The organism is Mucilaginibacter humi, assembly GCF_013087555.1.
On sequence record NZ_JABFCR010000042.1, the window covers coordinates 15,620 to 27,465 of the forward strand.

General features: G+C 44.2%; 15 protein-coding genes and 3 pseudogenes. All 18 read left to right on the forward strand.

Features of this window, described 5'->3' with window-relative positions; translation table 11 throughout:
- Positions 1-384: 384 nt before the first annotated feature.
- Complete coding sequence (locus tag HK413_RS17750) at positions 385-534, forward strand: hypothetical protein (RefSeq protein ID WP_246230189.1); 150 nt, start codon at positions 385-387, stop codon at positions 532-534.
- A gap of 23 nt (positions 535-557) precedes the next feature.
- A pseudogene (locus HK413_RS17755) lies at positions 558-656 on the forward strand (hypothetical protein); the annotation flags it as partial.
- Positions 657-698: 42 nt separating this feature from the next.
- On the forward strand, positions 699-1,400 hold the full coding sequence (locus HK413_RS17760) for a TonB-dependent receptor plug domain-containing protein (RefSeq protein ID WP_246230210.1): 702 nt from the start codon (positions 699-701) through the stop codon (positions 1,398-1,400).
- Positions 1,401-1,480: 80 nt separating this feature from the next.
- Positions 1,481-3,202, forward strand: a complete 1,722-nt coding sequence (locus HK413_RS17765) for a TonB-dependent receptor domain-containing protein (RefSeq protein ID WP_317169440.1) — start codon at positions 1,481-1,483, stop codon at positions 3,200-3,202.
- Entirely contained in the window at positions 3,195-3,419 is a 225-nt protein-coding gene (locus HK413_RS17770; RefSeq protein WP_246230191.1) for a hypothetical protein, read from the forward strand. The genes HK413_RS17765 and HK413_RS17770 overlap by 8 nt, the downstream gene beginning before the upstream one ends.
- Positions 3,420-3,441: 22 nt before the next feature.
- Positions 3,442-3,735, forward strand: a complete 294-nt coding sequence (locus HK413_RS17775; RefSeq protein WP_246230193.1) for a hypothetical protein — start codon at positions 3,442-3,444, stop codon at positions 3,733-3,735.
- Positions 3,736-3,740: 5 nt separating this feature from the next.
- Positions 3,741-4,130, forward strand: coding sequence for a RagB/SusD family nutrient uptake outer membrane protein (locus HK413_RS17780; RefSeq protein ID WP_246230195.1), 390 nt, complete (start codon positions 3,741-3,743; stop codon positions 4,128-4,130).
- Positions 4,076-4,528 (forward strand): RagB/SusD family nutrient uptake outer membrane protein, encoded by a 453-nt coding sequence (locus HK413_RS17785; RefSeq protein WP_246230197.1) that lies wholly within the window; start codon positions 4,076-4,078, stop codon positions 4,526-4,528. The genes HK413_RS17780 and HK413_RS17785 overlap by 55 nt, the downstream gene beginning before the upstream one ends.
- Before the next feature lie 7 nt (positions 4,529-4,535).
- Positions 4,536-4,973, forward strand: a complete 438-nt coding sequence (locus HK413_RS17790; protein WP_246230199.1) for a RagB/SusD family nutrient uptake outer membrane protein — start codon at positions 4,536-4,538, stop codon at positions 4,971-4,973.
- 56 nt (positions 4,974-5,029) lie between these two features.
- Positions 5,030-5,380: a hypothetical protein gene (locus tag HK413_RS17795; protein WP_246230201.1), complete on the forward strand. Its 351-nt coding sequence runs from the start codon at positions 5,030-5,032 to the stop codon at positions 5,378-5,380.
- The gene (locus tag HK413_RS17800; protein WP_246230203.1) at positions 5,368-5,811 is read left to right on the forward strand and encodes a hypothetical protein; all 444 of its coding nucleotides are present in this window, start codon (positions 5,368-5,370) and stop codon (positions 5,809-5,811) included. Before HK413_RS17795 ends, HK413_RS17800 begins: the two co-directional genes overlap by 13 nt.
- A gap of 226 nt (positions 5,812-6,037) precedes the next feature.
- The gene (locus HK413_RS17805; RefSeq protein ID WP_246230205.1) at positions 6,038-6,412 is read left to right on the forward strand and encodes an Ig-like domain-containing protein; all 375 of its coding nucleotides are present in this window, start codon (positions 6,038-6,040) and stop codon (positions 6,410-6,412) included.
- Between the two features lie 535 nt (positions 6,413-6,947).
- Positions 6,948-7,534: pseudogene (locus HK413_RS22205) on the forward strand (glucoamylase family protein); the annotation flags it as partial.
- 798 nt (positions 7,535-8,332) lie between these two features.
- Positions 8,333-8,530 (forward strand): glucoamylase family protein, encoded by a 198-nt coding sequence (locus tag HK413_RS22210; protein WP_394353159.1) that lies wholly within the window; start codon positions 8,333-8,335, stop codon positions 8,528-8,530.
- Between the two features lie 44 nt (positions 8,531-8,574).
- A pseudogene (locus HK413_RS19870) lies at positions 8,575-8,999 on the forward strand (glucoamylase family protein).
- 142 nt (positions 9,000-9,141) lie between these two features.
- Positions 9,142-9,636 (forward strand): glycoside hydrolase family 3 N-terminal domain-containing protein, encoded by a 495-nt coding sequence (locus HK413_RS21140; protein WP_317169441.1) that lies wholly within the window; start codon positions 9,142-9,144, stop codon positions 9,634-9,636.
- Positions 9,614-10,285 carry a glycoside hydrolase family 3 protein gene (locus HK413_RS21145; RefSeq protein WP_317169442.1) on the forward strand — a complete coding sequence of 224 codons (672 nt, stop codon included), beginning with the start codon at positions 9,614-9,616 and terminating at the stop codon, positions 10,283-10,285. The genes HK413_RS21140 and HK413_RS21145 overlap by 23 nt, the downstream gene beginning before the upstream one ends.
- Positions 10,282-11,343 (forward strand): glycoside hydrolase family 3 C-terminal domain-containing protein, encoded by a 1,062-nt coding sequence (locus HK413_RS21150; protein ID WP_317169443.1) that lies wholly within the window; start codon positions 10,282-10,284, stop codon positions 11,341-11,343. The genes HK413_RS21145 and HK413_RS21150 overlap by 4 nt, the downstream gene beginning before the upstream one ends.
- Positions 11,344-11,846 lie beyond the last annotated feature (503 nt).

The window sequence follows — 11,846 nt, forward strand, 5'->3', positions numbered from 1 at the left end:
GATTGAATATGAGTAGTAAGGAATTGGCTTCAATGCTTAACATTACGCTGCGTGGTGTAGAAATACGCCGGTATAGGCTTAGAAAGAAGCTCGATTTACCTCATGATACCAATCTTGTAAAGTTCCTGTTAGAGCTTTAATACTACATCATTACCTCTCATAGGCTTTTATTCGTCTTACTACATTTTAGTGTATGTTAATTGTAAGTTATTTATAATTAATAAGTTAAATTAAAAATAATTACATCATAGTGTAATATTTACAACCAGATGTATTAATGTAGAGTTTTATTTTTTGTGCGGTTCCAAAAACAACCTCAACTTCGATTGTTGTAACACTACTGATTACACAAAACCTATTTTTAACCATTTTATTGAAAACACTATGAGAGGAATTTCAACTAAAACTTCTGTTTTACTTGCTTTTTGCTGTCTGTTATTTGTAACCTCAGTTTCTGCCCAAACTACTACTATAACAGGAGTGGTTAGCGACGGACTGGCCAGGAAAGTTTACCCGGCACAAGCGTTACAGTAAAAGGCACCACAACAGGCACACAAACAGACGTTGATGGAAAGTATACCATTAACGCGCCGGCCAATGCCGTATTGGTATTTAGCTTTATTGGTTACGATAAGCAAGAAGTACCGGTTAACGGTCAAACCGTTATAAATGTAACATTAACTGCCTCAACCCAGCAATTGAACCAGGTAGTAGTAGTAGGTTACGGTACCCAGCGTAAGCGTGACGTTACCGGCGCTATAACCAGCGTAAAGGGCGAGGATATTGCAAAATTTACAGCCACTAATCCAATGGCCGCATTACAGGGTTCGGTAGCCGGGCTTTCGGTCGTTAATTCGGGTACGCCCGGGGCATCACCGGTTGTGCGGATACGGGGTGTAGCAAGTACTAATAATGCTGATCCGTTGTATGTGGTTGACGGCTTATTGCAAACCAATATTGATTTCTTAAATCCAAACGATATTGAAACCATCGACCTGTTAAAAGATGCATCATCAAATGCTATTTATGGTTTAAAAGGCGCCAATGGTGTAATTGCCATTACCACCAAACGTGCTGCAAAAGGCAAAACCAGTGTAAGTTTTCAAACCAATTTTGGAATACAGCACGTGGCAAATAAAATTGATGTTGTTGATGCGGCCGGCTTTAAAAAGCTGTATAACGCGCAATTGGCTAATTTGAATGCAGCGCCTTTTGATTATACTAACTATACCGCAAATACCAACTGGCAGGATTTGATATTGCGCAACGCAACTATTAACACCAATAATTTAACAGTAAGTAACAATAACGACAAAAGCACTACCGTGTTTAACGTAGGTTACAGCGACCAGCAAGGTGTGGTTAAATACGGCGATTACAAAAATACCTGGTACGCTTAAGTGAAGAGATCAGGATTAACAACAATATTAAAGTTGGCGGAAGCATTAACGGTTTTAAATGGACACAGGATCCTACGTCTGTGGGTCTTAACTCTGGTATAAATGCTGTACCTATTGCGCCGGTGCAACAACCCGGTACCGGATTGTATTACACCATGCCTTCTTTCCAGCGTGCACAGGTAGGTAACCCGGTATATGCTATCGAACGCGGAAGGGGTAATTCAGTTAATGGTGGCTACCGGCTTAACGGTAATGTTTTTGGCGAAGTCAGGTTCCTGAAGGACTTTGTATTTAGATCAACGTTCTACACCGATCTTGGCTTTAATAATTCCCGCACTTATAGCCCGCTGCCATACACGGTGGTGAACTTAGGAGAAGGCACCAATGCAACTACTACTTTCTTTGATAATACCGTCCGCACAAGTGTCAGCCAAAGTGCTAATGAGTACCGCACTTTCCAACAGGATCATACATTGACCTATGATAAGGAACTTAAGGGCGGCCACAGATTAAACGTGGTAGCCGGTTTTACAACGGTTGAGTTATCAAGCACTTTATTAAGCGGATCGCGCACGGATACCACCTTGAACGTTCCGTATAACTCGAATCTGTGGTATTTAAATATTATTAACGCCAACAATCCGCTAAGCAACGGCGGTAGCGGTTCGTTAGAAACACAAACAGGCGCATTTGCACGGGCCAGTTATGCTTATAAAGGTAAATACCTAGTTAACGCTACGGTTCGTCGCGACGGTAGTTCAAGATTTGCCCCACAAAACCGCTGGGGTACTTTTGGTAGCCCGGGCTTAGGCTGGGTAGCAAGCGAAGAGAATTTCTTTAAGGATTTAGCTTCAGGCATTGATTTTATGAAACTGCGCGCTTCGTTCGGTAAACTGGGTAACCAAAACAGTGTTCAGCCTAACTTATACCAACAAACGCTTAATAGTGGTATTACTGCTGTGTTTGGCGATAATATTTATCCTGCAGTAACTGCTGCTTACCGGCCCGATCCAAACCTGCATTGGGAAACTGTTAGGGGAGTAGATATCGGTTTAGAACTGCGGACATTTACTAATCGCTTAAATATAGATATTGGTGTGTACAATAAAACAACCGACGGGTTGCTAACCAGCTTTACCTTACCGGGCGCCGCCGGCACCCAGCAGGCATACTTTACCAATTTAGGTAAATTAACCAATAAAGGTATTGAGGTAGGCTTAGGCTGGAGAGACCATATCGGTCAGGATTTCTCGTATAATATTAACACCAATTTCAGCTATAACAAAAACGTAGTCAATTCAATCGGTAATACTACAGCCTTCCAGTTATTAGGTAACGGCGGTATTAACGTTACCGAAACGGGCCAGTCTGTTGGTTATTTTTACGGCTATAAACAAGTAGGCATTTACCAGTCTACTGCTGATTTGGATAAACAGCCGCACTTCAGTAACTCCCTTCCTGGTGATATCGCTTATGCGGATGTCGATCATAATGGAGTAATCACCACCGCCGACCGTACTTACCTGGGCACACCATTTCCGCCATATAACTATGGCTTAAGCATCGCCTTAAATTATAAAGGTTTTGATGCGTTGCTATCAGGTCAGGGTGTTGCCGGTAACAAAATATGGCTGCAACGTCGTACCGCCAACTTTGCCGTATTGAATTACGAAAGTAATCGTCTTAATGCCTGGACAGCTCCCGGCACCAGCAACGTTGAGCCGATCTGGACAACTCTCGCGGCAACAATTACCTGTTTAGCTCTTATTACCGGAGCCGGGCGATTACTTCCGCTTGCGTAATGTACAGTTAGGTTACAATTTGCCAACTGCTATGGTAGGTAAATTAGGTGTGCAGCACATCAGGTTATTTATAGGTGGCGAAAATATCAAAACCCGGACAAAAGCTACCGGATACTCACCAGAGCCACAGGTAGGTAGCATTTTAAGCGGTGGGGCCGACAATGGCACTTACCCGGTACCAGCTATATATACTGTTGGCTTAAACGTAACTTTCTAATCATCTGTCAGATAAAAAGAAAATGAAAAATTTTAAAAACAAACAAAAGTATCAGAGCATAGCGGCAATTGTTATGCTAATGATAGCTTCAAACTTTGGCTGTAAAAAGTTCCCGGATACGCAGAGACAGGGTGAATACTATGCCGAAAATTATCCTTACCCAAGTAATTCTGGACCGTATGATCAGTACCTGTTTGCAGCGTACAATAACCTGCGTGCCTACAATGTACACGTAGCCCCATTTTTTCCGGCTACCAGCGTACGTAGTGATGATGCTGATAAAGGAAGTACCCCAAGCGATGGGGGGCAGACGTAATTAGCATGGATAATTTCCCGGTACTGCCCACCAATGGTTTAGTCAATGATATGTGGAATGGCTATTTTACCTTGGTTACTAATTGTAACGTAACAATAGATCAGGTGCATAATGCTACCACAATTGTCGCCACCACCCAACAAAAGACGCTGGCCGAAGCTGAAGCAAGATTTTTGCGTGGCTATGCTTACTTTAATATGGTGCGTTTTTGGGGTAGAGTTCCACTGGTTGATAAACCGGTAACGGTATCGGGTTCAAACATCCCACAAAGCACGCCTGCGCAGATCTATGCATTTATTGAGGCTGATCTGAATTTCGCGGCAGCAAATCTACCGTTGAATTGGGACAAAAGTTTGTTGGCCGTGCAACCTCGGGTGCTGCTAACGGGATATTAGCCAAAGTATATTTAACAGAACAAAAATGGGCGCAGGCTGCTGCCACAGCCCAAATAGTTATGAATAATGGCCAGTATGATTTATCAACTCCTTATGATAAAATATTTGGCGAAGCGGGCGAAAATAGCAAAGAGTCGGTTTTTGAAGTACAGGCCACTGCCAGTTTTGCTACTAAAACCGCTAACGGTATCCAAAATGCCCAGTACCGGGGCGTACGCGATGGCGGGGTTTGGAACCCGGGTTATGGGTGGAATGTGCCAAACGATAACCTGGCGGCAGCCTACGAACCCGGCGACCCGCGTTATGCCCGTACCTTTTTACTTAGAAGTACTGCCACTACTACCTATAAAACCGTATATGGCGAAAACACGGCTACTACGGATAAATCCCGCATATAACCACAAAATGTATACTAATCCATCATACAGATCCCTCTATGGCGATAACTCTGGCTGGTGGATGAATATGCGTATTTTACGTTATGCTGATGTAGTGCTTATGTTTGCTGAGGCTGCTAATGAAAGCGGTAATACAACCGATGCGGTTAAGGCTTTAAACAGTGTTAGAGCAAGGGCACGTGGAACGGCTGCGGCGACAGTATTGCCGGACATTACCAGTAACGACCAGTCGGTTGTGAGGGAAGCTATTCGTCATGAAAGAAGGATAGAACTGGCTATGGAGCACGACCGCTTTTTTGATCTTGTACGTTGGGGGATATCACAAACGGCTTTAAATGCTGCCGGTAAAACCAACTTTGTGGCCACCCGCGATAACTTGTTGCCGATCCCGCAAACGCAAATAGATCTGAGCAAAGGTGTATTAACACCAAATCCTGGTTATTAATTTAAAAGCTTTTAAAAATGAATCTTTCAAAACTTTATAAAAACCGCAGTTTGTTGATGCTTGCTGTAGTTGCAACAACCTTGTATGCGTGTAAAAAGGATGGCAACCCCAATAAGCTGCCATCGGTATCAACCGAAACCTACATAGGTAAAATTGATGGCTTTAACACTGCCGATGAGGTGTTCCCAAAGAATCTGGTTGCTTACTGGAATTTTGATAACACCAAAAACGAAAAGATAAGTGGTACGGCGCCATCAGCTTCGGCTGGCGATACTTATTTGGCAACAGGTATAAAGGGCCAGGCTTTGGCTTTAAACGCTGGTTATGTGTATTATGCAAATCAGTTTAATGCCTTTAAAACCACCGCCTTAAAAAGTTTTACGGTAAGCGCCGGGTGCAAATCTTAAACAACGGTTCAAAAAAAACCATGTTGTTTCAATTAGCACGCCCCGGAATTTTTAATGGTAATATCAACTTTGTGTTGGAAACTAATAGCAGAGCCGCTACAGTTACAGATGCTATTACCATACACCCAACATTTACAGGGCAAAACGGTGGTACACAGGATAACCTGAATGCTGCTAACGGTACATTTACTTTCCAATCTCCAAAAATTGGTGCTAATGTTTGGGCGCACATGGTTATTACTTACGATGCTACCACCGGTATCTTCCAGATATGGGGCAACGGCGTAAAAATTGGTGTACCGGCTTACCAAAGCCGTGGTACTGGTAACACATTGTTCAATTCGTTTGAGCCAAGCGAGGTAATATTTGGCGGTAACTATAATGTGATTCTGGCAAAACTGTATCTACTGATACCAGCTTTGGAGCTATGACGGGCAGCATTGATGAGGTGAGGATATACAATGTAGCGTTACCAGATGCTTATATTGTATCCTTATACAAGTTAGGGCTTGCGGGCAAATAAAATAAACAATAAGCACGGCCGTATACCGGCTGTGCTTATTTATCCAACGTTTCACTTTGACAACAGCTACCTATGTCCAGTTTTAAAGTCTTCGCTCTTTGTTTTTTAGCTGTTTATAGCCTTGGCTTTATGAGTTGCAAAAAAACGGGCCGACCGATAATAACGCTATGCCGGTTGATGCCAGTTTGTCCTTTAAAGTTAATGATGTTTATAATGGCAGCTTAAAGTATACCGACCTCGGCTTAAAACCGGTGGTAAAAATAACACTGTCCGAATCGATAAACAGCGCAACAGTCAACAACGCTATTACGCTTACAGATGCCTCAGCCAAAACTTTCCCTGTAACCAATACTTTAAGTGCCGATGGTAAAACAATAACCGTTACCCCACAGGCCAATTTAACGGGCTTTACCAGTTATGTACTTGGCATAGCAAGTTCTTTGCAAACTGCTTCCGGTGGTAAATTAACTAATCCGGTAAATATCACACCTGGTAACAGGTTTAGATAACACAGCCAAGTTTCCGCAAGTAAGCGATGATGACTTGCTTACACTGGTACAGCGCCAAACCTTTAAATATTTTTGGGATATGGGGCATCCTGTCAGCGGACTGGCATTAGAGCGCAATACCTCCGGTAACACCGTTACTTCAGGAGGATCAGGTTTTGGTGTTATGGCTATTGTTGTTGGTATCAACCGCGGCTTTGTCAGTCGTGCCGATGGATTGGCACGCCTTCAAAAGATTGTTGACTTTCTGAAAAATAAAGCACAACGATTTCATGGGGCCTATTCTCATTGGATTGATGGTACTACAGGCGCAGTAATTCCATTTAGTACCAAAGATAACGGCGGCGACCTTGTAGAAACCTCTTACCTGATGCAGGGCCTTATTACCGCCCGCCAATATTTTAGCGGTGCTGATGCTGCCGAAACCACATTACGTGCCGACATTAATGCGCTATACAACGGGGTAGAGTGGGACTGGTACCGGCAGAATAACTCTAACACCTTGTACTGGCATTGGAGCCCCAACTATAACTGGGATATGAATGTACCTATAAAAGGCTGGAATGAAGCTTTGATAACATACGTGCTGGCTGCCTCATCCACTTCGCACAGCATCCCAAAAGCAGTGTATGATAATGGTTGGGCAGGCAATGGCAGCATGAAGAATGGCAATGTCTATTCAGGTATTCAACTGCCGTTAGGCCTGCCGGGGGCGGTCCGTTATTTTTTGAACATTATTCGTTTTTAGGCATTAATCCTATTGGTTTAACCGATGCCTATGCCAATTACGAAACACAAACCAAGGCGCATACGCTAATTAATTATAACTACTGTGTAGCTAATCCATTAAAACAAAACGGTTACAGTGCTAATTGTTGGGGACTAACTGCCAGTGATACTTATAATGGGTATGGCGCAAGCTCGCCAACCAATGATATTGGGGTAATTGCCCCTACGGCAGCTCTGTCATCCTTTCCTTATACGCCTGCCGAATCAATGGCGGCGCTTAAATTTTTTTATTATACATTAGGAGATAAAATATGGGGTACTTATGGTTTTTACGACGCATTTGCCCCGGGGCAGCCCCGGTTCGCATCATCAACGTTGGCTATTGATCAGGGCCCCGAAATTATTATGATTGAAAACTACCGCACCCAGTTGCTGTGGAACTTGTTTATGAGCGCACCCGAAGTAAAAACCGGAATGAAGACCCGGGATTTAGCAGTCCCAATTTATAAGAAGATGAAAAAGATATTTAGCATAGCATTAGTTGCCCCGGTTATTGGTGGTGTAAAAGTTAACGCACAATCAAATGGTGCCGGCCTTACAATAAGGAAGGGCCTTACCGATAACCAACTGCTTACTTTAGTTCAAAAACAAACATTCAGATATTTTTGGGAGGGTGCCGAACCGGTTTCGGGTTTGGCTCGCGAGCGATACCATAGTGATAATAATTATGAGCAGCAGGATAAGGACATCATTGCCACGGGTGCTTCGGGCTTTGGCTTTGGAGCTATAATAGTAGGGATGGAGCGTGGTTTTATTACCCGCAGGCAAGGTGTGCAGCGTTTAACGCAGCAGGTTTCGTTTTTAGAGAAAGCCGATCGTTTTCACGGTGCCTGGCCGCATTGGCTATATAATACGGGTAAAGTAAAGCCTTTTGGCCGTAATGACGACGGTGGCGACCTGGTAGAAACGGCGTATCTTGCTCAAGGGATGCTTTGTGCCCGTCAATACCTGAACAAAGGTAATAAAGCAGAAAAGGCATTGGCCCACCGTATTGATAATTTATGGAAAGGCATTGAATGGGATTGGTACCGCAATGGCGATAAAAACGTGTTGTACTGGCACTGGTCGCCTAATTTAGGGTGGAAAATGAACTTTGCTGTAAGGGGCTTTAACGAGTGCATGATTATGTATATCATGGCAGCAGCCTCGCCAACACATAGTATACCGGCAGTGGTTTATGATGAAGGCTGGGCACGCAGCGGCGCTATTGATACGGCAATAAGTCCATATGGTTTTCCTATCCGCCTAAAACATAACGGTGCACCGGGTAGTGTAGGGCCTTTGTTTTGGGCCCAATACTCGTACCTTGGCTTAAATCCTAAGGGCCGGTAGACAAATATGCCGATTACTGGCAGGAGAACCGAAATAACACCCTGATTAATCGTGCATATTGTATTGCTAATCCTAAACATTTTAAGGGATATGGCGAAGATTGCTGGGGTTTAACAGCCAGTTATTCAGTAAAAGGTTATGCGGGCCACGCACCGGGTCATGATCTAGGGGTGATCTCGCCTACAGCGGCGCTGGCATCTTACTGCTACACGCCCAAAGAATCTATGCAAGTAATCAGGCATTTATATGAAGACCTTGGTGATAAAGTTTGGGGCGAGTATGGTTTTACGATGCGTTTAGTGAAACCGACAACTGGTTTCCCAAACGCTATTTGGGTATTGACCGGGGGCCAATTATCATTATGATAGAAAATGGCCGTACAGGCCTGTTGTGGGACCTCTTTATGCGTAGCCCGGAAATTAAGGCCGGGTTAAAAAAACTGAATTTTAAAAGTCCTTATTTAAAATAACCAGGCCGGAAAATATATCCGGCTAAATAACAAGCGCAACAATGTATATAAAAAGAGCGGTAACGATTTTAGGTTTGGCGGCCCCGGTGGTATCAACAGTATATGCTCAAGGAAAAAAACTGTGCCTAATAGACAGGCTAAGATGAATGCTTTTATTAATCAACTAATGGCAAAGATGTCGGTTGATGAAAAGATAGGCCAGTTAAACCCGGTTACCGGGGGCGAAGCCACTACGGGTGCTGTTGTAAGTACCAATGTGGAAGCTAAAATAAAAAAAGGGGAGATAGGCGGTATTTTTAGTTTGACAACACCCGCAAAAATCCGAAGAACACAGGAGATAGCTGTTAATAGCAGCAGGCTGCATATTCCGCTGATTTTTGGCCAGGATGTGATACATGGATATAAAACCGCTTTCCCAATTCCACTGGCCCCGGCTGCCAGCTGGGATATGTCTTTAATTAAGCGTACGGCTCGTGTTGCAGCTACCGAAGCCAGCGCAGATGGTATTAACTGGACGTTTTCGCCAATGGTTGATATAGCCCGTGATCCGCGTTGGGGACGCGTAGCTGAGGGCAATGGTGAGGACCCCTACGGGATCGGAAATAGCAAAAGTGATGGTACAAGGGTATCAAGGTGATAATTTAAGTAAGAATAACACCATCATGGCCTGTGTTAAACACTTTGCCTTATATGGCGCTGCCGAATCCGGACGGGATTACAACACCACTGACATGAGCCTGAACCGCATGTATAACGAATACCTGCCGCCTTACAAGGCAGCTTTAGATGCAGGCGCGGGTAGCATCATGGCCTCGTTTAATGACATTAACGGCATACCGGCCACAGCCAACAAATGGCTGCTTACCGACTTGTTGCGTAAGCAATGGGGCTTTAAAGGTTTTGTTGTATCGGACTACACAGGCGTAAGCGAGATGATAGAACATGGAATTGGCAATTTGCAGCAAGTATCCGGCCGGGCACTCAACGCCGGGTTGGATATGGATATGGTGAGCGAGGGATTTTTAACTACACTGAAGAAATCATTAGCCGAAGGCAAAGTTAATATTGCCACTATCAATGCTTCATGTCGTTTAATATTGGAAGCCAAATATAAGCTGGGCCTGTTTGATGATCCCTACAGATATTGCAGCGAAGAACGCGCCAAAACCGAAATATTAACACCTGCTAATTTAAAACTGGCACGCGAAGCCGCTGCGCAAACATTTGTTTTGTTAAAAAATCAAAACCATACGCTACCACTAAAAAAGCCGGCACAATTGCGGTGATCGGTCCGCTTGGCGATACGCGTACCAATATGCCGGGTACGTGGGCGGTTAATGCCGATCTGGAGAATACTCCGTCGTTATTAGAAGGCTTAAAGGCCGTAGCAGGCGATAAAGTGAATATTACTTATAGTTTAGGCGCTAATTTACTGGCTGATGAAATGGAGCAAAAAAACGCTACAATGTTTGGCCGCGAAATTAAAAGAGATAACCGGCCAGAGCAGGAAGTTATTGCCGATGCTGTTCGCAACGCCGAAAAAGCGGATGTAGTAGTAGCCGCTTTAGGCGAAGGGTCGGAAATGAGTGGTGAAAGTTCAAGCCGCACCAATATTGAGATTCCAGCCGTGCAGCAGCGTTTATTAGCAGCGTTATTAAAAATCGGTAAGCCGGTTGTACTGGTTTTATTTACCGGTAGGCCGTTGGCAATTAAGTGGGAAAGCGAAAACGTATCGGCTATACTTAACGTGTGGTTTGGCGGCACCCAAGCCGCTTATGCCATTGCCGATGTATTATTTGGCGAGGTAAACCCATCGGGCAAGCTCCCTATTACTTTCCCGCAAAATGTTGGGCAGGTGCCAATTTATTATAGTCATAAAAATACAGGCAGGCCCTTACCTGATGGTGGCTGGTTCACAAAGTTTCGCTCCAATTACCTCGACGTTAGTAATGACCCTTTATATCCGTTTGGTTATGGCTTAAGTTACACTACCTTTAGCTATGGCGCTATCAAACTGAGCGGTACTAAGCTTAAACCGGGCCAGGCACTTACCGCAAGTATAACAGTAATCAATACCGGCAAGGTAGCAGGTAAAGAAACTGTACAATTATACCTGCGCGATTTAGAAGCAAGCATTACCCGGCCGGTAAAAGAATTAAAGGGCTTTCAAAAGATCAGCCTTGAACCCGGCGAAAGTAAAGAAGTGGTCTTCATCCTAACTGAAAATGACCTGAAGTTTTATAATGCCGACCTGAAGTATATTGCCGAACCGGGTGATTTTACGGTATTTATCGGGCCAAATTCCCGCGATGTTCAAGCGCATAATTTTAGTTTTAGCCGGTAATGATAATAACCGACATTGGCGCCGGTGTAACTTATTATAACAATAAATACCTGTGGCAATTTTTTTGGGTTTAAGTTTTTTATCCCAAATTTGCAGTCATGACGGACCTGAATGAATATGAATGCGAAATGCTGGATGCCGTACTTGAAGCCTTCGGCGTGCCGGATAGCCTGACTAATACCATCTGCGCTGGCCGGTAGCTGCAACACGAGCCGTGCAGCAATTAAAGACATATCCCAGCTGGCAGCCAGGGCCAGTGGAATTGGGAAAGCGGTTTTTATATCCATATCACATCCTGGCCAAAAATCAGCGGAATATGCAGCCTGCAGCAGTAAGACATATCCCCGTGAGACGGTTTCCTATTCCGTATCTGGCAAAAATCGAGTGCGGCCTGTAGCTGGCCAACTTAGCCGTTCTCGGATTTGCAGTGCTCACCGCCTATCTATTTTAGCTTCCTGACCTTACAGCGTATTCCCAACTGACCTTCATCAACCGACATCTTT

Excerpts from the sequence above, each read along its gene's own strand:
- HK413_RS17750 (WP_246230189.1), top strand. The coding sequence starts at position 385 with ATGAGAGGAATTTCAACTAAAACTTCTGTTTTACTTGCTTTTTGCTGT.
- HK413_RS17775 (WP_246230193.1), top strand. The coding sequence starts at position 3,442 with ATGAAAAATTTTAAAAACAAACAAAAGTATCAGAGCATAGCGGCAATT.
- HK413_RS17780 (WP_246230195.1), top strand. The coding sequence starts at position 3,741 with ATGGATAATTTCCCGGTACTGCCCACCAATGGTTTAGTCAATGATATG.
- HK413_RS17790 (WP_246230199.1), top strand. The coding sequence starts at position 4,536 with ATGTATACTAATCCATCATACAGATCCCTCTATGGCGATAACTCTGGC.
- HK413_RS17795 (WP_246230201.1), top strand. The coding sequence starts at position 5,030 with ATGCTTGCTGTAGTTGCAACAACCTTGTATGCGTGTAAAAAGGATGGC.
- HK413_RS22210 (WP_394353159.1), top strand. The coding sequence starts at position 8,333 with ATGGCAGCAGCCTCGCCAACACATAGTATACCGGCAGTGGTTTATGAT.
- HK413_RS21140 (WP_317169441.1), top strand. The coding sequence starts at position 9,142 with ATGAATGCTTTTATTAATCAACTAATGGCAAAGATGTCGGTTGATGAA.
- HK413_RS21145 (WP_317169442.1), top strand. The coding sequence starts at position 9,614 with ATGGTACAAGGGTATCAAGGTGATAATTTAAGTAAGAATAACACCATC.